This is a genomic window from Corynebacterium sp. HMSC077D03 (assembly GCF_001808545.1).
Taxonomy (GTDB): Bacteria; Actinomycetota; Actinomycetes; order Mycobacteriales; family Mycobacteriaceae; genus Corynebacterium; species Corynebacterium simulans.
Window position 1 is genome coordinate 253,660 of sequence record NZ_KV793688.1, and the last position, 20,790, is coordinate 274,449.

The window sequence follows — 20,790 nt, forward strand, 5'->3', positions numbered from 1 at the left end:
TCAACACCTCTGACTCGAAGGCGGATCGATCCATGCCTATTTCTTTCGCTGACCTCACCATGGTGTGGCCTGACGGTAAACCCTGTTTCGCGAATCTCAATGGGACTTTTAGCGCTCAGTTCACCGGACTCGTTGGCACCAACGGCTCGGGCAAATCAACGCTGGCCAAGGTGCTGGCCGGGATACTCGAACCAACCTCAGGTACCGTCAGTGCCCCTAGCGTCGGGTACCTCGACCAAGACTTAGGCCTGAAAGTCTCCGATACTGTTGCCGACGTATTCCACGCCCGTGAAGTATTGGAGGCCATCGAGCAAATCGAAGCGGGACACTACACCGACGAGCTCGTCGAGGTCGTGGGCGAGCGTTGGGACCTCAAGGAAAAAATCAGTGCTGCGCTCGCGGCGTCGGAATTGCCCATTTCCTTGGATCGCACAATCGGTAGCCTATCGGGCGGCGAGGCCGTTACTGTCGCGCTTACTGCGCTCTTTTTCTCCGAACCTGACGTGATCATTTTGGATGAGCCTACAAACAACCTTGATGCGCAGTCCAAGGAACTTCTCCTTAGTTTGATCGCTGACTCGCCGGCCCAGGTTTTGGTCATTTCACACGACCGCGATCTACTTAATCACGCAGATTGCATCGCCGAGCTCTACCACGGCTCATTACGCATGTTTACTGGGAACTACGCCTCCTATGAGGAGGCTATTGACCACGAACAGGACACCGCGCTTGCCGACGTCCACCAGGCCAAGGCCGCCTTACGCAAAGAAGTCCGCCAGCGGTCAGCAATGCAAACGCGGCTAGCCCGGGATGAGCGTCGCGGAAAGAAGTACGCGGCTTCCAAACGCAAGCCTCCTATCGCATTGGGCCTGGACAAGAATCGCTCTCAAAACACAGCTGCCAAGCGCTCGCACGAAGCAGCCCAATCAGTGGCAAGCGCACAGCAGGAGTACAACAAAGCTCAGCTGCGGCTACGCGACGATTCTGCCGTCCATATCGAGCTTCCGAACACTCAACTGCCTAACGCAACCCAAGTTCTCCGCAGTGAGCTACTCAGCATCGTAGGCCCAGAGCGCGTCCGACTCGCAGGTCCCAACGGTTCCGGAAAGACAACGTTCCTCAACCGCGTGGCAAACGGCGACGTCGACTACGCACTAGCCTGTGGCTACTTGCGTCAGCGCATCACGCTTCCAGAACACTTGAGTATGTGGGAATTGGTAACCGCAGCCAATCCAAACGAAGATCCGCAGTTCCTCCGCAATCAGCTAGCTAAGTTGTTGTTCCAAAACGATAGCGTTCATGCCCCGCTCGGGCAGCTTTCAGGAGGCGAGCGCTTTCGTGCCGAATGTGCGAGAGTCTTGCTTTCTTCTCCAGCACCTAAATTCCTCCTTCTAGACGAACCTACGAATAACCTCGACATCCCCACTGTTGACTGGCTGGTAGATGTGCTCTCTGCCTATCGAGGTGCATTCATCTTAGTGAGCCACGACGAAGATTTTTGTTCGCGTCTTTCGATTAACCGCACTGTAGAACTCTAATCGCTTTGTATCGCTACAAGTAACACAATCTGTGCTATAGTCACTAATACAACGTTGTATTAGTTGAACCAACACAGAAAGGGGGTCGGCATGTTCCTCACCCTCAATCCAGAATCAGGTGTCCCGCTTTTTACGCAGCTTCACGACGCCATCGTTTCTGCCATCGCACATGGCGAACTACGAGACGGCGACAAGCTCGATCCAGTACGACGCGTCGCCGCAGACTTCGGCATTAATCCCGCCACCGTCAAGAAGGCTTATGACAAGCTCGTCGCCGAAGGCCTAGCCGAAACCGCTGGGCGCTCCGGCACGGTGGTTCGCCCTGGAGCCCGCACCGACGCACAAAACCAACAACTCGTTGAGGGCCTTCAGCGCGCAGCCTTGCTAGCCCGCGCACAGGGCTTCAACGATTCCGAAATCCGTTCCCACCTCGACGCAATTTTGAAGGATTTGCCATGATTTTCGCCCTCCTCATGGCGGCCATGACCCTCGCCGTCACTTGGACCATCGCCACCATCCCCGCCATCGCTTCCCTGCCGCTTGGTGTGAGCGTGCCGCAGGACAAGCGCCAAGACCCACAAGTTCAAGCCGCACTGCGTTCCTACCGCACCAAGGTCTGGATCTGCGGCATCCTCACTACTCTGCTCACCCTTGCCGCATGGAAGTGGCCTATCGTCGCCGCTTTCTCCTCGCTCATCGTGGTAGTCGGCGCCATGTTTAGCTACGTCACGGCACGTCGCCGCATCATCGATGCAAAGGCCGCTGGCAAGTGGTACGACGAGGTAGAAACAGCGATTTCCGCACGCATCACTCGCACCAGCTTTACGGAATCGCAACTCGCAGGTCTCAAGACCACTGTGCGCTTTCCATGGATTAGCGTGCTCGGCTCCTTACTCGTCACCGCTGTCGGCGCAATCGTTGTTGCGATGCGCTGGGACAACATCCCAGAAACCATCCCAACGCACTGGGGTGCCGGCTTGCAGCCCGACGCCTGGAGCGACAAGTCCGTCCCGAGCGTCTTTATAGGAACTTTTGTATCCCTCGGATTAATCGCACTCTTTGCCGTAATTTTCTGGGCAATGGCCGCCTTCCCGTCGCACTCCCGCAACGACCGCTCCATCAAAGGTCAGCTGCGCAACGATGCAATCCTGGCAGCTTCTAACGAAGGCATCGGCCTGCTGTTGCTGGCTATGTGCGTCCCCCTCACTATTGACCAAATCGCCGGTCCGCTCCCCGAATTCAGTGACTGGCTGCCCGTAGGATTCTACGGCCTGCTCCTCTGCAGCATCCTCGGAGTCATCGCGCTCTTGGTCCTCATCGCTCTCCGGGCGAGCCAGCTTGACGACGCCCTGCGTGGTGTCAGCTTCCCTGACGAGGGCAAGGAATCGCCAGATAACGACGAGCACTACAAGTGGGGAATGTTCTACTACAACCCCGACGACCCAGCAGTCCTCGTGGACAAGCGCTTCGGCGTGGGCGTTACCTTCAACTTCGCCACTTGGCAGGCGAAGGCATTCATGGCCTTCATCCTGCTAGTGACAGTTGTCCTCTGCGCCCTACCGGCACTGGCCTAATTCGCGGGAACGATGGCCTAATCCGCGAGCGCGTCGACCAAGGTCTTCGCAAGCTTCTTGGAAGATTGCGGGTTCTGACCGGTGTAGAGATTGCCATCTACCACGACGTGCGAGGGAAATGGCAGCAGGCCCTTGTCGTAGTCCAAGCCTCGCGCCACCAGCTCATCCTCCATCGGGCCATGGCCGCCGGGATAGAACACGAGGTCATAATCTTCCTCGTTCTGGTCATGGAGGTCAGCCGGGTTCTCCAGGACATCGGAGAGCTCCGCAAGGCGAGACTTCAGCTTCTTGGCCGAAAGCGGATCGGTTCCGCCGGAGATGCTCAAAGAGATTTCATCAACTACTGGCTTGACCCCGCGCGGGGTCGCCACGGTGATGTCATATCCGGCCTCAGTAAAGATGTCATAAGGAGCGATGAACTCCTCTGCCCAGAAGCCGGTGGGGGTGCTCCGTGCCGTCTTTAAGAGTCCAGACACGGGCACCACTTAGAACCATAAGTACGTGAGTCATGCCGCCGCATCGTACCGATTGTGTGCGTGTGAGAGCTTGGCTGCTCTACTACGCGAGCAGCCGCTCAACGGCACCGCGTGCATCTGCCACAACGGCTGGCACGCCCACACCGCCGGACCAGGCGCCGGTGGCCTCGATGCCGGGGACGTCGGCAAGCGCGGCGTGCGCTGCAGCGACTGTGTCCAGGTGGGTCTCGTCGTAGCGCGGGATGCCGCCGAACCAGCGTTGGGTGAAGATCTCGGAAACGCCGGCGGCGCGGCCATCGAAGCCGGTGATGTGCTGAAGATCGTCCAAGGCGTAATCAACCAGATCGTCTTCCTCCGCGCGGACGAGGGCGTCGTCGCCGAAACGGCCGAAGGAAGCACGCACCAGCGCGCCGCCGCGTTCAGCCAGGTGCGGCCACTTGCGCGAAGACAGCGTAAACGCTTTAGCGTGTACGTCCTCTTGATCCGTGCCCACCAAAATGCCGGTGTTATCCGGCAGGCGGTTGCCGTTCGGATCGGTATCGGAATCGAACTTGAAGCCGACGACCACAGAACCGGCCAGTTTGACCTTCTTCAGCGCGGCAGAAGCCGCAGGAGAAAGAGCCGGCAGAAGACGCGCGGTAGTGGGCGCCGGGGTGGCAAAAAGCACGCGGTCATAAAGGCCGGCCTCGTTCGGTGCGCCCTTGACGCGGAAGCCCTCGGACTCACGGGTCACGCCGGAGATAAAGGAATCGAGGTGAATATCGGCGCCGGACTTTTCCGCGAGCGCCTCGTAAACCTCAGCGTAGCCGCCGCGGAAAGTCTGGAAAGGCGCCCCCTTGCCCGGGGTGCGTGGGCGTGCCTGCTCCATTGCGCGGACGGCGTCGGAAAGCTTGACCGGGCCATCAGCTGCGAGCTTATCCAAGCTAGCGGCCAGCGCCGGGATCGTGGCGCGCAGGCCCAAGTCATCCGCAGTGCAGGAATAGACGCCACCCAGAAGGGCGGAGACCACGTGGTCCACCACGTCGTCACCAAACTGCTGACGGACCAGCTTGCCCACCGAAACATCGCCACCGATTTTCCACTCGAAAGGCTCTTCGTTGTCGATACGGCGCGCGGTCTCCGCAGAGACCAGCGGAGCGATGGACTCAGACGAGGACGGGATGCCCATCATGCCGCCGGAAGGCAGGGACTGCAGCTTGGAATCGACGTAGACCAGCGGGGATAGACCCGAAGGAGAAACAAAGGAATCCGCCAAGCCCAGCTTGGTGAAAAATTCCACTACCTCTTCGTTGCGGGCTAAGAAAGCCTCAGCGCCCATGTCTGTTGGGCCGTCATTAAACGGAACCGTGTAAAGCTTGCCGCCGATGCGGCCCTCAGCCTCATACACGTCCACCTTGTGCCCAGAGTCATGGGAAGCAATCTCCCACGCTGCTGTAAGGCCTGCCAAGCCAGCACCAATAATCGCGATCTTCATTAGCCCTCCTCGTGAATGATAGAGACGGCGCGGGTAACAGCCTCCGCCCCTGTGGTTGGCAAAACTCCGTGGCCAAGATTCCAGATATGCGTATCGATGTCGCCGGCTGCTTGGGCTGCCGCGACCTCGCCCTTGATGGTGCGCACCGCGCTGCGAATGGCGTCGTCGCCAGCAAAAAGCAGCGCCGGATCCAGGTTGCCCTGCAACACGCTGGCGTTAACACGGCCTGCAGCGGCATCCATGGGCACGCGGTAATCCACGCCCATGACCTCACTGCCAGCCTCCGACATCGCGCCGAGCAGCTCGCCCGTTCCCACGCCGAAGTGGATGCGCGGGATGCGGCCTTCCGCGGCCTTCAAAATCTCCGTGGAATAAGGAAGCACGAACTCGCGGTAGTCGCGCTCATTGAGGTAGCCCGCCCAGGAATCAAAAAGCTGCATCGCATCGATGCCCGCTTCCATCTGCAGTTGCAGGAAGTTGATGATGGTCGGCGTCAGGCGCTCCATCAGTGCGTGCCAGGTCTGCGGCTCCGCATGCATAAGGGCCTTTGTCTTCTCGTGGTTCTTGGAAGGACCACCCTCCACCAGGTAGCTGGCCAAGGTAAATGGGGCGCCGACGAAACCGATAAGCGCCTGGGTCTCGGTCAGCTCATCCAAGATGATGGCGATGCCATCGCGAACCTGCGGAACATCAGTGTCCAGGATGGGCAGCTTGGCGACGTCCTCTTTGGTGCGCACTGGCTGTTCCATCACTGGCCCGCGGCCAGGCACGATGTCCACGCCGACGCCAGCGGCCTTGAGCGGCACGACGATATCGCTGAACAAAATCGCGGCATCAACGTCGTGGCGGCGCACCGGCTGCAGGGTGATCTCAGCGAGCAGCTCCGGCATGAAGCACGAGTCGAGCATGTCGATGCCCTCCCGAACCTTGCGGTATTCCGGCAGGGAACGCCCTGCTTGACGCATGAACCACACGGGCGGACGGGACGGCGTGCGGCCAGCGGCGGCATCGATGAGAGGGGCGTTTCTAGTTCGTGACATGGTCTTCATTATGAATCAAAAGTTGGATTTAAATCTAGTTAGCTCTGCCTTGGACAGGCCCGCGAGCTAGAAGCGCGGATTACGCTCGCGCATAAACTGGTTCGAATCCGGGCGATAGAGCAACAACAACGCCACGGCCAGCACAACCGGGATGGCCACTAGGCCGAGCCCGCCCACGCCCAAGGCCATGGCGGCAATGTTGACAAACAAGCTAAAGGCAATCGCGATGGTGATGATCCGACGCGACCACTTGGAGCCATGCGGCAGTTGCGGCGCGCACAGCGCCATCACGAGCGCACACACGATGTTAGAAATAGCCACGAAGTTGCGGTTGCGGGACAAATAATCAGCAACCTGCTTTGAGGCAGCGACTTCTTCCGCGCCAGAGTCACCGAACATGCCAATCATGCCGGAAACCAGCATGATGATCGCCGCAATCACGAGCACCCAGTAGGCAAAGCGCAGCGACTTCGGCGCGCCGCCGGCACCCGCGGTGTCTACTTCGGACTGCTTGCTTCCAGCCTGCTTGCGGCCAGCGCGGTTGTAGTCCACCGGACCTGGGCGCGATGGGTCGCCCTTAGGCTGGCCACTTCCCTGGCCAGGGAACATGCTTGTCATCGGCGCGGCTCCTGCTCATCCTTGCCAGCCTTCGCATCCTGCTTTTGCTGTTGCTGCTTTTCCATCAGCTCTTTGCGCTCCTGTTCGCGGCGCTCGCGTTCCTTCTCGCGGCGTTCCTGCGCCAGCTCTTGCTCCAGCTTGCGCATCTGCTCCAGCTCGCCGGTGTAATCCAGCGTCTCTTCCTTAAGCGAGAAGATAAGGCCCATTACTGCTCCGACACCAACCAGGATTTGGTTGATGCCATCGCCGGCAATCAGCCAGTCCGGCGCCTCATTGCCCGCGGGCGTGGCGAGGAAGACGAGGAGCGTGCGGAAGGCAAAGAAGAGGGAGAACGCGAACCACAGGCGGCGTCCGGTTGCCGCGGCTTTGCCGCCCTTATTGAGTAAGTGCAGCATCACTGCGAGAACGACGATGATAACCAGCGAGAGCACGGAGGAAAATGCCACCGAGCCATAGCCGATTACCTCAATCAAGGAATCAGAGACCTTCTGACCAGAGTCCTGCGCGGCTTCCTCCGCCGTCTGGCGTGCCTGGGCAAAAAGCACCGAGCGATTCAGCAACGTCATCACCAGGTTCAAAATCTGGTGAATGACCTCCAAAGCCAGCGTGCCCGCCCACAGCTTCAGCATGAGGTTTACGGCCTCCGTGCGCTCCTTCGGAGCCTGCGGCGGCTTGGCATTACCTGTCTGCGGCGCCCCACGGTGCTGCGGCGCATGCTGCGGGTTTTGAGTCTCCGTTCGCTCCTTCGGAGCCTGCTGCGGCTGTGGAGGCTGCTGATTCTGAGGGGGCTGAGGGGAAGCCGGAAGTGTCACAAAATTCCTTATGTACTGTATATTCGCGAAAAATTGGCCAGTGGCCGCGGAAAGAAAGAAGCGGCTACTTCAGCAAACGAGCGGCGTCGGTGGCGAAGTAAGTAAGGATCTGATCCGCACCGGCGCGCTTGAATGCGGTCAAGGACTCCAGCATAACGGCCTCTCCATCAATCCAGCCATTTTGCGCAGCGGCCTTAATCATCGCGTACTCACCAGAAACCTGGTAAACCGCAACCGGCACGCTAGAGCGCTCAGCCGCAGCGGCCAGCACATCGAGGTATGGCAGGCCCGGCTTGACCATGACGAAGTCAGCACCTTCCTCAATGTCCAAGTCGATCTCCAAAAGGGACTCGCGGAAGTTGCGCGGATCCTGCTGGTAGGTGCGGCGATCTCCTTCTAGGGAGGAGCCCACGGCATCGCGGAACGGGCCAAAGAAGGCAGACGCGTATTTTGCGGAATAAGCCATGATGGCGACGTCTTCATGGCCGGCTTCGTCAAGCGCCTCACGGATGGCGGCAATCTGGCCATCCATCATGCCGGAAGGGCTAACCATGTGAACACCCGCGCGAGCCTGCGAGCGAGCCATGTCTTGGTACAGGCTGACGGTCTTATCGTTAAGTACGCGTCCGGATTCATCGAGCATGCCGCAGTGGCCGTGCGAAGTGAACTCATCCAGGCAAGTATCTGCCATAACGATAAGGTCATCGCCGAACTCCTGGCGCAGCTCCGCAATACCGCGGTTCAAGATGCCCTCCGGATCCCAGGCAACGGAGCCGGTGGCATCCTTGTCTTCCTCCCGCGGAACGCCAAAGAGGTCAACGCACTTAACGCCCGCATCGAGTGCTTCATGGGCAGCGCGCTTGAGGGAATCGAGCGTGTGCTGATAGACGCCCGGCATGGAAGTAATTTCCTGCGGCTTATCGATGCCGTCCATGATGAACATCGGCAGGATCAGATCCGCAGGTTGCACGGAAGTCTCCGCGACCAATTCGCGGAAAGCAGCAGACTGGCGCAGGCGGCGGGGACGGCGAACAAGGCTCATGAATATTTCTCCCTAGAGGTCTTTTTCTTTGCCTCGCCAGTCTACTCATACTTTAGTTGCAGACTAACCTTGCCCCGCTGCCAGACGGATGCGGCAGACTTAAGCAGACTTGGTCGCCTTCTTACGCGAGCGGCGCTTCTTCCGCGGTGCCGGCAGGTTGCCCGCAGCGCGCAGGGCGGCAACGTGTTCAGCCAGGGCGTCGATAAGCGCTGGCACCTCAGCAACCTCCGGGACCACGTCGACGCGCAGGCCCAGCTCTTCGGCGGCGGCCTTCGTGGAAGGGCCGATGCAGGCGATGATGGTGCGCGCGTGCGGCTTGCCGGCGATGCCGACTAGGTTGCGCACGGTAGAGCCCGAGGTAAAGGCCACGGCGTCGAAGCCGCCGGACTTGATCATGTCGCGGATCTCCGCCGAAGGAGGGGCGGCGCGCACGGTGCGATAAGCCACGACGTCATCAACGTCCCAGCCCAGCTCCTCCAGGCCGGTAACCAGGGCATCGCCCGCAATGTCCGCCCGCGGCAAAAGCACACGGCCCACAGCGTCGATGTCTTCGACATAGTTCGGGAAGACCTCGACCAAGCCCTCAGCGTTTTGCTTGCGCTTATTCGGCAGCAGCTCCGGGACCATGCCCTTGGCGCGGATGGCATCGGCGGTCTTGGTGCCAACGGCGGCCAAGTGAACGCCGGCGAAGTCGCGGGCATCCAGGCCCAGCTCCGCAATCTTGTTCCACACTGCAGAAACCGCATTCACGGAGGTAAACACGATCCATTTGTAGCGGCCTTCCACGATGCCCTTGATAGCGCGATCCATCTGCGCCGGGTTGCGAGGCGGCTCCACCGAGATAGTCGGCACAGACTGCGGGATGGCGCCATAGCCGGCCAAGCGCGCGGACATGGCAGCTGCCTGCTCCTTGGTGCGTGGCACCAGCACCCGCCAGCCATAGAGCGGACGATTCTCCCACCAGGAGTACTTGGAACGATCGTCAAAGCTGCGCCCCAAGGTCACCACGAGGTCGCCGGGCAACTCGGCGTCGAGCTTGCCCAAAGTTCCCAAGGTGGTCTCATGCGTGCGCTGCAGACGGGTGGTGCCGTGAACAGTCACGTAAGCCTCAATGTCCGCAGACATGCCGCGCTCGATGAGCTCCCGGGAGATCACCGAAAGGTCGGCGGCGGTTGCCTGCAGTACCAGCGGCTGGGTAGCGCTTGCCAGCGCATCCCAATCAGCGCCTTCAGTAATATCCGCCTCGGTATAAGTAGCGCCCAAAGCCAGACCAGCGAAGGAAGGAACGGTAGAAGGCAGGGACATGCCGGGTACTACCTGGAACTCCAGGCCTTCGGCGGCCACGGCCGAGATTTCTTCCTTGATGGACTCGCGATTGAGCGGATTACCGCTGACTAGGCGGATGACGTCAAGTCCATCGGCTTCTACCAAGCCTTCGCGCAGTTGCGCCACGATGTCTTCAGATTGCGGCGCATAAAATACCGCTGCCGTTGGCGGAGCAGGACGCGGCGGCTTGCGGCGCGCGCCAGCCTCCTTGGCCTCCGCACAGATGCGCGCGTACTCTTCTTCCGCGGCGTCGAGAAGCTCCTGCGGTACGGGAACTGCGCGCGCGACGACGTCGCGGATTCCGGAGGAAACCTCTTCATCGACGATTGCGATTGCGTTCGCCTCGAGAACCTCGCGGGCGCGGACGGTCAACAGGTCAGGATTGCCTGGGCCGGCGCCTACAAAAACGACTTTTCCCAGTTCAGACTGAGTGTCCGGCACAGCGTTGCTCATAAGGTTCTTTTCTACGTTTGGGCCTCAGGCACCACGCACGGACATGATCGTGCGCGGCGAAAACCCTGCGACCAGCGGGCGGTGTTCTTCACAGCGTATTAACGGCCAAAATCCCAGGCCAGAAGTCCTGGGATCAAATTAAGGGGGGCCGAATCATTGGAGGCCAATGATTGTGTGCTAGATACACCTTAAATTATCAAGGCCTAAACAAAAAATTAGTTACCCAGCAGCTCGGCTGCGCCACGGGAGAAAAGCTCCTCAGATACAGCGCTGCCCAGTGCCGCAGCATCGTTCAGGGAACCGGAAGCGGTGGCCAGAAGTTGGCGAGAGCCGTCAAGCGCGAATACGCCGCCACGAACGGTGAGCTTATCGCCGTCCACCTCGGAGGTAGCTGCTACCGGAGCGGTGCAGCCGGCCTCTAAGCGGGAGAGCACGGTGCGCTCGCCCAGTGCGGCCGCAGTTGCTTCCTCATCAATGAGGGTTTCGATGGCACAGGCAGCCGCAGAATCCTTGACAGCCTCGATGGCCAGCGCGCCCTGCGCCGGGGCCGGCATGAAGTCTGCAGGCGAGAAAACCTCGGTGGCACGGTCCTGATAATCGGCGCGCACCAACCCGGCATAGGCCAGCACCACGGCATCAAGCTCGCCGGAGGTTACCTTGCCCATGCGGGTATCGATGTTGCCGCGCAACGGCTGGATGTCCAGGTCCGGGCGCACCGCCTTGAGCTGGCTGATGCGCCGCGGCGCCGAGGTACCCACGCGCGCGCCCTCCGGCAGCTGCGCCAAGGTAAGTCCATCGCGCGCCACGAGCGCCTCGCGCACGTCTTGCCGTTCCGGGACGACGAGGAGGAAGCGTTCGTCCGCTGCCGTGGGCAGATCCTTGAAGGAGTGCACCGCGATATCGCATTCGCCGGCATACAGCGCCTCGCGCAGCGCCTGGGTAAATACGCCCACACCGATGCGCTCGACCGGCGCCATGTTGACGTCACCGTGAGTGGTGACGATGTGGAGCTCAGACGCAAAGCCCTTGGCCGCCAGCCAATCGCGCACGTGGCCGGACTGCGTCGTAGCGAGCTTGGAACCGCGGGTACCGATCTTGAACATATTTTTAAAAGTTTCCTCTAATTAGTGCTTTGTTCTTGGCTCTTTTTGACTTCGCTCAAGGCTGGCAGATCCTCGACGTCTACGGAGACGCCGCTGCCTTCTAACTGCAGACCGAACAGCTCCTGCAGCGCCCTTTCATGGCTGACCGATCCGGAGTTAGCAGCCAACTGCTTAGCTCGCACCGTCGGCTCGTGCAGTAGCTTGTCCACCACGCGTTTGAGGGCACGGGAGACATCATCCATCTGCTTTTCATCCAGTTCCGGGTGCTTTTGGTTCAGGCGGGCGACTTCGCATTCGACGAGGTCGGCAGCGCGGCGTCGCAAAGCGGATACTGCGGGAACGACGTCGCGCACGCGCTGTGCGGAAGCATAGGATTCAAGCTCCTCGTTGACGATGCGGCGAGCCTGCGCGTGCGGGCTCGTTCCTGCAGCGATGTCGGTGTCAGCGGCGTTGAGCGAGCGGCTCAGGCGCTCGATGTTAACCAGATCAACGTTATCGATGTCCGCCGCGGCATCATCGATGTCACGCGGCAGGGAAAGGTCGACGAGCATCAGGGCCTTGCCTTGTGCGCCGTGCTTGGCGACGTCGCTTTCAGTAATGGTGAAGTTCTGCGCGCCGGTGGCAGAAATCGCCATGTCTACCTGTCCTAAAGCCTGGGCACGCTCGCCAAAGTCAATGACCTCAGCGCGCACGCCCGCCTCATGCGCATGGGAGGCAAGGCGCTCGGCGCGCTCGCGGGTGCGGTTAGCGATGACCAGCTGGGCGCCTAATCGTCCCGCGTGGGTGGCGGCCAAAGAAGCCATGGCGCCCGCGCCCAGGATAAGCACGCGCTGGCCCTGCAGGTTCTCCTGCCCCATGCGCTGTAGCGCCTGGTCAAAGGCAAAGGAAACCATCGAGGAACCGGCCTCGTCGATGTTGGTCTCAGTGTGCACGCGCTTACCGGTGTGCAGTGCGGACTGCGCCAAAGCGTGCAGTCGTGCGCCGACCGTGCCCTGGTCCGAGGCCGATTGATAAGCCGCACGCACCTGGCCGATGATTTGTTGCTCGCCCATGACCATGGAATCAAGACCGGAGGTCACCGTCATCAGGTGCTCGGCCGCGGCATCGGCGTAGCGCACGTACAGGTAGCGGCGCAGGTCCTCCTCCGGAACCCCGGAAACCTCAGCCAGCACGTGCACCACGTCCTGGACACCGGTGTGGAAGGAATTGGTGACCGTGTAGACCTCCATTCGGTTACACGTGGAGATGATCATGGCCTCGGAAAGAGATTGTGCAGAAACCAGCTCCCCGCAAGCGGTGTTTTGCACCGCGTCATCCATGCTTAGTTTCTCCAGCAGCGCTACTGGTGCCGACTGGTGGGACATGCCCACGACGAGCACACTCATGCACAATCCTCCACTTTCAGATCAACCCTTTGATTGACATAAATCAACCAAAAGCCTAATAGTTTATCCGGCTTTTGCCGAACTAAGGCTGTGCTAATTAGGGGCTAATTAGGACTAATTAGGGCTAGCCGCAAGCTCGGCTGCGAGCTCTTCGTTGTCTACTTCCCAGCAGGAGAACTCTTCTCCGTCAATGACTACAACGGGCACACGGTCGCCGTATTCCATTGCCAATTCTTGGTCTTCATCAACGTTGCGGATATAAAAATCCGCTCCGGCGGCTTCTACTACTGGGGCAATTTGCTCCCGTACCCTAGCGCAAGAACCGCAGGTAGTACGAACCATCAACTCTACGACACGGCGCGACATATCCCTATTTGCTCCTGACTTTGGCGCTTTATAAAAAGACGCCATTGGTCGAAAGGTTTACTATGGACACGATAGTCCGCCTCCCCGTCGAAAGCTGCATGCGTACCCGTGTCCTCTGCGTCCCCCACCCCACCCGGAATGCCCGATTCTCCCCGCGACTTCCTCGCGAATTGGACCGCCAGCCGGGGAAATCTACGCAATTTTCTTGAGAACCAAGCATTAGCGCCGCTTGACGACGACGCACAAAAGACCGCTGGTGAGGCTGCTGCACGCGCTGCGGTGGATAGCATTTTCGGCCTCGACCTAGAGTCCTATCACTCGGGCGTGGATTCCGTGCAGGGTTCTTTTGAGTCCGCCGGCGCGAAGAAGATCACCCAGCCGGATCCGGATGTCCCACAAGACGCCGGGGCCGCGGCCTTCTTCGACGTGGACAACACGCTGATTCAGGGCTCTTCCCTGGTTGCTTTCGCCTTTGGGCTCTACCGCAAGCGCTACTTCAAGCTCCGGGAAATCCTGCCCATTGCGTGGAAGCAGTTGAAGTACCGCGTCTCGGGCAGTGAAAATGCCGACGATGTCGCCGCTGGCCGCGTGCAGGCCTTGGACTTTGTCAAAGGCCGCTCGGTAGAAGACATGGTGGCACTGTGCGAGGAAATCGTCGATGCTTCCCTGGCCCGCCGTGCATATCCGGGAACCAATCAGCTGGCGCAGCTGCACGTGGCCGCGGGCCAGCAGGTCTGGCTAGTAACCGCGACCCCGGTACAGCTGGCCCAGGTGCTGGCAAAGCGTTTTGGCTTCACTGGTGCGCTCGGCACCGTGCCTGAGGTAAAAGACGGCAAGTTCACCGGCCGCCTGCTGGGTGATATCCTGCACGGCCCTGGCAAGACCCATGCCGTCGCGGCACTGGCCACCATTGAAGGCCTCGACCTAGAGCGCTGCACCGCCTACTCGGACTCCGTCAACGACGTACCAATGTTGTCGATGGTTGGCACCGCCGTAGCGATTAACCCCGACTCCAAGCTACGCGACGTCGCCGAAGACAACGGCTGGCTCATCCGCGACTACCGGTCTGTGCGCAAAGCCGTGCGCGCCTACGGCCTTCCTGCCCTGGCCACCGCAGCCTTCTCTTATGGCGGCTGGCGCTGGATAAGAAAGTAGCGCCTTTGCGACAAAAAGGCCCCGGCTCCCTTTCGGGAAACCGAGGCCTAAATGTTTACTTGCCAAGCTTACGACGCTGAACGCGGGTGCGGCGCAGCATCTTGCGGTGCTTCTTCTTGGACATGCGCTTACGGCGCTTCTTGATGACAGAACCCATAGTAGGTTTCCTCACTTTCGAGATCAGTACGTACTAAACCTGCCAGCCACAGCCTGGAAATGGCCGCTAAGGTGCACTTCTCAGCAACCCCACGCTTTGCGAACAAGGCGTGGAAGACGCAGGACCGCTGGCACGAATGGTGACTATCTTACCCAGTCGGGGCCTACGTACCAAAAAAGACAGTGCCCACCACCGCAGACCAAGCTGGTCAGCAGAGGTGGACACTGTCGAAGGCGCGAGTATTTTAAGCTCCGTAAACGGAAGCCTCGAGGTACTCGTTAACCGCAGACTCGTGAACGCGGAAAGAGCGTCCAACGCGAACTGCCGGCATTTCGCCTGCGTGAACCAAACGGTAGACAGTCATCTTGGAGACTCGCATGATTTCTGCGACCTCGGCGATGGTCAAAAAGGTTCCCTTATCTTCATTAGCCATAGTTTATCTAACCCTTCAGCCCGTGACGCGCTGTAGGCTTCCCCTCCCACAGGACATTCACGCACGTGCTCGTACCAGCCTATCGTGAAACCTGTGACTAATGCGACCCAAGAGCCAAATTTTTTCCCAGGTGTCCCCCAGCTCTCGCCAAACTCCCCGCGCAACTGGTGTCACACGAGGATCGGCCGCTCTGATTTTTGGTCCACATTGGGGACACCCGTGCTGCTAGGAAGCCTTTAGCCAAGCTCCTTGGCACGCTGTGCGCATGCTTCTGCCGCGCGGTAGAACGCGCCACGCAAGCCGGACTCCTCCAACTCGCGCACTGCTGCCGCAGTCGTGCCGCCTGGGGAGGTAACGCCAGCACGCAACGCGAGCGGCTCACGGCCGGACTCGACGAGCATGGCACCGGCACCAGAAGCCGTCTGGGTGGCCAGCTTCGTCGCAACGTCACGGGTAAGACCCAGCTGCACGCCGGCGTCGACAAGCGCCTCAACAACAAGGAAGAAATAAGCCGGCGCGGAACCCGCCAACGCTGCGGCTGCATCGATGTCCTTTTCAGCAACGACTGCTACTTCACCGACGGCACCCAGAAGCTCCACAACGCCGTCGAATTGCTCCTCACTGACGTGGGTGCCCGCGGTAGCCGTGCTCATGCCCTTGCCCACCAACATCGGCGTATTCGGCATAACGCGCACAACCGGCACTCCGTCACCGGCAGCGGCCTCCAGCTTTTCTAACTGGATGCCAGCAGCCAGGGACACTGCGACAGCGCTTGTAGGAATCTCTGCTTCTGCGAAGACCTCTTCAATGGCATAAGGCTTCACGCAGCCAAAGACGAAGTCTGCATCCTTCACAGCCGCCCTGTTATCGCTCAAGGTCTTAACGCCGTAGGTCTTTTCCATATGCGCGCGACGATCCTCGCTGCGGTTAGTCACGACGATGTCCGCACCGTCATAGCCAGCGTTCACGAGGCCCGAAACGAGGGCCTCACCGATTTGTCCTCCACCAAGTACTGCAATTTTTGCCATGCCAACCACAGTGCCAGAAAGCCTGCGGCCAGGCCACCTTGTTACCCGCTCCTTTACACCTTGGGCTTAGTCTCCTCGCTGTCGATATACAAAAGCGCACCGCCTGCTTTAAGAGCTAAGCGGTGCGCTTTATAAGGTGCGATGAATTTTCGCCTACATAACGATGAGCAGCGGGCCGAAGGTCAGTACGAGACCAACGAAGGCAGCCAGCGCCATCGAGGCGCCATCACGATTGGTACGCAGCACGTGCACCAGAGCAACCATGAGAGCGGTTACAGCAACGGCCAAGATGGCAACGATGGAGCGGGAGAAGCTATCCCAGAGAATCTCGAAGCCCTTGAAGACGATTGCGCCGAGCACGATTCCTACGAGAGCAAGCAGCAAAACAGAGAACGGATTGAGCTTCTCATCATCTTCCTCGTAATCCGCATCAGACTCAGTCTCAAGCAAGTCCTTCTCCTGCGCCTTTACCGGAACGCTGTTGCCCATTTCCGCGCCAGCGCCCGCCGCAGTGGTACCAGCAGCCGCAGTGGTTGCCGCAGCAGCCTTAGGAGCCTTGCTGTCGTCCTTGGAATCAGCCTGCGCAGGCTTAGCATCTTCAGCGTCCTGCTTTGCCTCAGGCTTGTCCGTTACGCGCTTGATAACGCGGGTGTCATCGGTAGAAGGCTGGGAAGCCTTGTCCGCGGCCTGCTTTTCATCCTGCTCCTGCTTTGGGGCAGGGATGACTGGAGCGGTTTCGTCGATGGAGACATTCGAGTGCTTCGACTCGGCCGGAGTTGCCTTTACTTTTTCCAGGTTGCCGGTGAGCTCGGCAACCGAGACGCCACCGTCTTCCAAACTACGGCGGCGGCGACGGCGTGAACCGCCCTCAGAATCAGCACCAGCGCGCTCCTTCGAGTTACGGGCGAGGAGCTCCGCTACTGTCAACTGTTTTTCGTCAGCCACGTTTATTTCCTATTCCAGTCCCTTATCGGTTCGTCGCAGAATTACGCCTTCGCGGAGTGCCCAAGGGCAGATCTCCAGCTTCTCGATACCCAAGGCACGCATGCTTGCCTCAGCCACCAATGCGCCAGCGACGATTTGATGCGATCGGTTAGAACTTACCCCTTCGAGGTCTGCTCTGTCTGCTGCGGTCATGCGGGAGATGAATGAGATGAGCTGACGAAGGCCCGGTGCGGTCAGCATACGCTTTACATAAGGGCCCGCAGAAGACGGTGCGGCACCGGTAAGTCGCGCCAGCGTACGGAAGGTTTTTGAGGTACCCACAGCAAGCCCCGCGGTACCCATTGCACGCATCTGATCGGTCACTGGTACCAATTCCGCATCAATGTAGTCGCGGAGCATATTGACCTTGGCCTTCTCAGGCGGATCGGTGTCGAACCAATTGTGGGTCAAGCGGCCCGCGCCCAGGTCCAGAGAAAATGCCAAGTCGGGATGCTCATCAGTACCGGTGGAAAGCTCCAACGAGCCACCGCCGATGTCCAAGTTGGTGATGCGACCTGCAGACCAGCCGTACCAGCGGCGCACGGCCAGGAACGTCAGACGTGCTTCTTCCTCGCCAGAGAGGATCTCCAGACGTACACCCGTCTGCTTTTCCACCTGATCAAGCACGTACTCAGAGTTCGGGGCAGAACGCACTGCCGAGGTAGCAAAAGCAATGAACTCATGACAGCCCAACTTTTGCCCCAGCTCGTTTGCTTCAGCAACCGCCGAAATCAGCTTCTTCAAGCCTTTTTCGTGGATGTTGCCGTCCTTATCCAACTGCTCCACAAGACGCAGCGGAGTCTTCCAATCGCTCATCGGAGTCGGGCGTCCACCCGTAGCGGCGTCAACCGCAACGAGGTGAACAGTGTTGCTTCCGACGTCTAATACACCTAATCGCACACTCCTAGAGTAGTAGGTCTACCGTGGTTAGGTGTGAATCGCCCGAAATCTAGCTCAAAAAATAACCCAGATTCTCACACGGTTTATCTCGGTTTTCCCAGCTCTTCCCCCGCTGCCTCCTCGATCCTTGCAGGCCGCGAGGAGGCACCCGATTTCCCACGGGAATGGTTCGAATTCACCAATCCGGCGGACCCCCACCATGTCTTTTCAATCGATCTCACGTGGGTCGAATCGCACTACACGTGTCAGTTCGGCACCGCGGCTTGCCACGGCATCGATGCCAGCCAACCCGACGTCGGATGTTGCGTCCATGGCGCGTACATGGCTGATGAAACGGATCGGGAGCAGCTTTACGACGCCGTCGAGCGCATGCCAGACAAGTACTGGCAGCTACGCCCAGCTGGGGTAGATAAATACCTTTCCGCCGAAGACCCCACCGAGCTAGAACCCTGGCTCGTATGGGACGAGCTCGACGGGGACGACGGGGAACCAGAGCCAGCACTTAAAACGCCTATCGTCGATGGCGCCTGCATCTTTGCCAACCGCGCGGGTTGGGCCACCGGCGCGGGCTGCGCACTGCATCAGTGGGCAATGGCAGAAGGCGAAGAGCTGACCGTGGTCAAGCCGGAAGTGTGCTGGCAGCTGCCGCTGCGCCGCCATGAGGAATATGAAGAGCGCCCAGACGGCCAGGAAATTCTGCGCACCACCATCGGCGAATACGATCGCCGCGGTTGGGGCGACGGCGGAGAAGACTTCGATTGGTATTGCTCCGCTGATGCGGCCTGCCATACCTCGCCGGACCCCATGTGGCTCTCTCAGAAAACCGAGCTCATTGCCCTTATGGGCGAGGAATGCTACGAAATCCTGGCTGCTCACTGCTCCGCACGAGCCGAAGCAGCCAAGGCTGGCGTTAACCTCACGCGGCACCCGGCCAGCGTGAAGGCCAACGCTTACTAAGGCGCCTATTAAAGATCGAACTTGTAGCCCAGACCGCGCACCGTCACCAGGTGCTGCGGGCGGGAAGGCTCCGCCTCGATCTTCGAGCGCAGGCGCTTGACGTGCACGTCTAGGGTCTTGGTATCGCCCACATAGTCAGCGCCCCAAATACGATCAATCAGCTGGCCGCGGGTAAGAACGCGTCCTGCATTACGCAGCAGGTACTCCAGCAGGTCGAATTCCTTCAGCGGCATCGAGACTGCCTCGCCGTCGACAGTGACGGTGTGACGCTCAACGTCCATGCGTACGCGACCGCCCTCAAGAATCTGCTCGTCGAACTCCTCCTGCGGAGCCTCAGAAGCAGAGTCTTGGCCGCGGCGCAGAACCGCGCGAATACGCGCAATCAGCTCACGGGAAGAATAAGGCTTGGTCACATAATCGTCCGCACCCAGCTCGAGGCCGACGACCTTATCAATCTCCGAGTCACGCGCCGTGACCATGATGACTGGAACCGAGGACGTCGAACGCAGCTGCTTGCACACATCGGTGCCGGACATTCCCGGCAGCATGAGATCCAGAAGAACGATGTCGACGGAGTTCTTCGCAAACTCCTCGAGGGCGGTCGGACCATCCGGTGCGAGGATGACGTCAAAGCCCTCCTTGCGCAGAAGGAACGCTAGTGGATCGGCCAGCGACTCTTCATCTTCAACGATGAGGATGTTGGTCATTGTGCTTTGTCCTTTCGACGTGCGGCTACGCGAGCGACGGCACGAGGAAGCCCAGGCGCAGCTGAGCTGACGGCACCATCTACTTCATTATCCTGATTCTCTACGTTATCCGCTGCAGTTTCGTCTTTGTAAATAGGTAGCTCGATCGTGAAGGTCGAGCCCGTGCCCGGCCGCGACCACAGCTTGATGTTGCCACCGTGGTTGGCCACAACGTGCTTAACGATAGCCAGTCCCAGACCCGTGCCACCGGTCTGGCGCGAGCGAGCTTTATCCACGCGGAAGAAGCGCTCGAAGACTCGCTTTTGGTCCTCCGGGGCGATACCGATTCCGCGGTCAGTCACGCGCACGAGCACGATATCGGTACCGACGATCTTGAGGGTCACCGACACCGGCATCTCATCCGGCGAGTAATGGATTGCATTGGAGATGAGGTTGGAAATAGCGGTGATAAGCAGCGCCTTATCGCCCTTGACCTGCACTCCCACCGGCTTGCCGCGGGTAAGTTCATTCTGATGTGAATCGGCTGCCAGCTGATTGCGGGAGATTGCTTCATCCACCAATTCATCAAGATTTAGCGGCTCCATCTCCGGCAGCGCCTCCGCACCTTGAAGCTTGGAAAGCGCGATCAGCTCGTTGACCATATCCGCCATGCGGTTGGCTTCTTTTTGTAGTTTGCCACCGAAGTATTCCACGGTTTCAACGTCAGCCGGGTCATTGAGCAGAGCCTCCGCCAGCAATGCGATGCCGCCGACAGGGGTCTTAAGCTCGTGGGAGACATTCGCCACAAAGTCGCGGCGAGCGGCTTCCATGCGCACAGACTCCGATTCGTCGGTGCCGTAGACGATGACGAAGCGGTCGTCGTTAAGCGTCAGCGGCTTAACCACCGCCAGCACCTGAGTCACTCGGTTACCGGTACGGCGCTTCGGAATGGAAAGGTCAAGCGAGCGCGTTTCCTTGTCCGCGAAGACCTCCTCCGCGACCTTCCAGATATCCGGATTAACAGTGCGATCATGGACCAAAGACATCTCATGGGCTGAAGGATTAGAAAGGATGACCTCCTTCGAGCGCGAGAGAACCGTGATGCCTGTCGGCGCGCCTTGGATAGCCAAGTGCAAAACCTGGCTCACGGTAGTGACTCTGTTGGAATCAGCATCATTAGATTTGCGGAAACGCTCGATGCGCCCGCGCACCCAAGAGATCACCGGTAGAGCGAAGGCGCAAACCACCACGCCGGCTAGAAAAGCTAAAAGTAATTCCACGTA

General features: G+C 59.6%; 21 protein-coding genes and 1 pseudogene. 5 read left to right on the top strand and 17 right to left on the bottom strand.

Annotated features, from left to right (window positions below):
- Positions 1-32 precede the first annotated feature (32 nt).
- The 3 genes from HMPREF2888_RS06385 (at position 33) to HMPREF2888_RS06395 (ending at position 3,112) form a co-directional block, all read left to right on the top strand.
- Complete coding sequence (locus HMPREF2888_RS06385; RefSeq protein WP_061920378.1) at positions 33-1,538, top strand: ABC-F family ATP-binding cassette domain-containing protein; 1,506 nt, start codon at positions 33-35, stop codon at positions 1,536-1,538.
- 90 nt (positions 1,539-1,628) lie between these two features.
- Positions 1,629-1,997 (top strand): GntR family transcriptional regulator, encoded by a 369-nt coding sequence (locus HMPREF2888_RS06390; RefSeq protein ID WP_061920376.1) that lies wholly within the window; start codon positions 1,629-1,631, stop codon positions 1,995-1,997.
- Entirely contained in the window at positions 1,994-3,112 is a 1,119-nt protein-coding gene (locus HMPREF2888_RS06395; RefSeq protein WP_061920374.1) for a DUF5808 domain-containing protein, read from the top strand. The genes HMPREF2888_RS06390 and HMPREF2888_RS06395 overlap by 4 nt, the downstream gene beginning before the upstream one ends.
- Before the next feature lie 17 nt (positions 3,113-3,129).
- On the opposite strand, the pseudogene HMPREF2888_RS06400 reads toward HMPREF2888_RS06395, so the two are convergent.
- The 10 genes and pseudogenes from HMPREF2888_RS06400 to HMPREF2888_RS06445 all read right to left on the bottom strand — a co-directional run bounded on the left by HMPREF2888_RS06400 (position 3,130) and on the right by HMPREF2888_RS06445 (position 13,207).
- A pseudogene (locus HMPREF2888_RS06400) lies at positions 3,130-3,622 on the bottom strand (type 1 glutamine amidotransferase domain-containing protein).
- A gap of 48 nt (positions 3,623-3,670) precedes the next feature.
- Positions 3,671-5,062, bottom strand: coding sequence for a protoporphyrinogen oxidase (locus HMPREF2888_RS06405; RefSeq protein ID WP_061920370.1), 1,392 nt, complete (start codon positions 5,060-5,062; stop codon positions 3,671-3,673).
- Entirely contained in the window at positions 5,062-6,102 is a 1,041-nt protein-coding gene (gene hemE / locus HMPREF2888_RS06410; protein WP_061920368.1) for a uroporphyrinogen decarboxylase, read from the bottom strand. Before hemE ends, HMPREF2888_RS06405 begins: the two co-directional genes overlap by 1 nt.
- A gap of 66 nt (positions 6,103-6,168) precedes the next feature.
- Positions 6,169-6,720, bottom strand: a complete 552-nt coding sequence (locus tag HMPREF2888_RS06415; protein WP_061920366.1) for a hypothetical protein — start codon at positions 6,718-6,720, stop codon at positions 6,169-6,171.
- The gene (locus HMPREF2888_RS06420; protein ID WP_235590992.1) at positions 6,717-7,532 is read right to left on the bottom strand and encodes an MFS transporter; all 816 of its coding nucleotides are present in this window, start codon (positions 7,530-7,532) and stop codon (positions 6,717-6,719) included. The genes HMPREF2888_RS06415 and HMPREF2888_RS06420 overlap by 4 nt, the downstream gene beginning before the upstream one ends.
- Positions 7,533-7,596: 64 nt before the next feature.
- Complete coding sequence (gene hemB, locus HMPREF2888_RS06425) at positions 7,597-8,574, bottom strand: porphobilinogen synthase (protein ID WP_061920364.1); 978 nt, start codon at positions 8,572-8,574, stop codon at positions 7,597-7,599.
- Between the two features lie 99 nt (positions 8,575-8,673).
- Entirely contained in the window at positions 8,674-10,353 is a 1,680-nt protein-coding gene (locus tag HMPREF2888_RS06430) for a bifunctional uroporphyrinogen-III C-methyltransferase/uroporphyrinogen-III synthase (RefSeq protein ID WP_061920362.1), read from the bottom strand.
- Between the two features lie 215 nt (positions 10,354-10,568).
- On the bottom strand, positions 10,569-11,456 hold the full coding sequence (gene hemC / locus HMPREF2888_RS06435; protein ID WP_061920360.1) for a hydroxymethylbilane synthase: 888 nt from the start codon (positions 11,454-11,456) through the stop codon (positions 10,569-10,571).
- Positions 11,457-11,473: 17 nt separating this feature from the next.
- Positions 11,474-12,841 (bottom strand): glutamyl-tRNA reductase, encoded by a 1,368-nt coding sequence (locus HMPREF2888_RS06440; RefSeq protein WP_061920358.1) that lies wholly within the window; start codon positions 12,839-12,841, stop codon positions 11,474-11,476.
- 114 nt (positions 12,842-12,955) lie between these two features.
- A complete protein-coding gene (locus HMPREF2888_RS06445; protein ID WP_061920356.1) occupies positions 12,956-13,207 on the bottom strand; it encodes a glutaredoxin family protein in 252 nt (83 codons plus the stop codon).
- A 138-nt stretch (positions 13,208-13,345) separates the two neighbouring features.
- Between HMPREF2888_RS06445 and HMPREF2888_RS06450 the strand changes: the two genes are divergently transcribed.
- Positions 13,346-14,362, top strand: coding sequence for an HAD-IB family hydrolase (locus HMPREF2888_RS06450; RefSeq protein ID WP_061920387.1), 1,017 nt, complete (start codon positions 13,346-13,348; stop codon positions 14,360-14,362).
- A 55-nt stretch (positions 14,363-14,417) separates the two neighbouring features.
- Here HMPREF2888_RS06450 and HMPREF2888_RS12490 read toward each other — a convergent pair whose 3' ends face one another.
- From HMPREF2888_RS12490 to HMPREF2888_RS06470, 5 genes are all read right to left on the bottom strand, one after another.
- Complete coding sequence (locus HMPREF2888_RS12490; RefSeq protein WP_003855542.1) at positions 14,418-14,519, bottom strand: 30S ribosomal protein bS22; 102 nt, start codon at positions 14,517-14,519, stop codon at positions 14,418-14,420.
- Positions 14,520-14,763: 244 nt separating this feature from the next.
- Complete coding sequence (locus tag HMPREF2888_RS06455; RefSeq protein WP_005527601.1) at positions 14,764-14,952, bottom strand: helix-turn-helix domain-containing protein; 189 nt, start codon at positions 14,950-14,952, stop codon at positions 14,764-14,766.
- A gap of 236 nt (positions 14,953-15,188) precedes the next feature.
- Positions 15,189-15,980, bottom strand: a complete 792-nt coding sequence (gene proC / locus HMPREF2888_RS06460; protein ID WP_061920354.1) for a pyrroline-5-carboxylate reductase — start codon at positions 15,978-15,980, stop codon at positions 15,189-15,191.
- A gap of 153 nt (positions 15,981-16,133) precedes the next feature.
- Positions 16,134-16,925: a Yip1 family protein gene (locus tag HMPREF2888_RS06465; RefSeq protein WP_061920352.1), complete on the bottom strand. Its 792-nt coding sequence runs from the start codon at positions 16,923-16,925 to the stop codon at positions 16,134-16,136.
- Between the two features lie 9 nt (positions 16,926-16,934).
- Positions 16,935-17,864, bottom strand: a complete 930-nt coding sequence (locus HMPREF2888_RS06470) for a Ppx/GppA family phosphatase (RefSeq protein WP_083296621.1) — start codon at positions 17,862-17,864, stop codon at positions 16,935-16,937.
- 33 nt (positions 17,865-17,897) lie between these two features.
- Here HMPREF2888_RS06470 and HMPREF2888_RS06475 point away from each other — a divergent pair, with 33 nt between their 5' ends.
- Positions 17,898-18,821 (top strand): DUF3109 family protein, encoded by a 924-nt coding sequence (locus HMPREF2888_RS06475; RefSeq protein WP_061920348.1) that lies wholly within the window; start codon positions 17,898-17,900, stop codon positions 18,819-18,821.
- A gap of 8 nt (positions 18,822-18,829) precedes the next feature.
- On the opposite strand, the gene HMPREF2888_RS06480 is transcribed toward HMPREF2888_RS06475, so the two are convergent.
- Entirely contained in the window at positions 18,830-19,528 is a 699-nt protein-coding gene (locus HMPREF2888_RS06480) for a response regulator transcription factor (RefSeq protein WP_061920346.1), read from the bottom strand.
- Complete coding sequence (locus HMPREF2888_RS06485) at positions 19,525-20,787, bottom strand: sensor histidine kinase (RefSeq protein ID WP_070432520.1); 1,263 nt, start codon at positions 20,785-20,787, stop codon at positions 19,525-19,527. Before HMPREF2888_RS06485 ends, HMPREF2888_RS06480 begins: the two co-directional genes overlap by 4 nt.
- Positions 20,788-20,790: the final 3 nt, after the last annotated feature.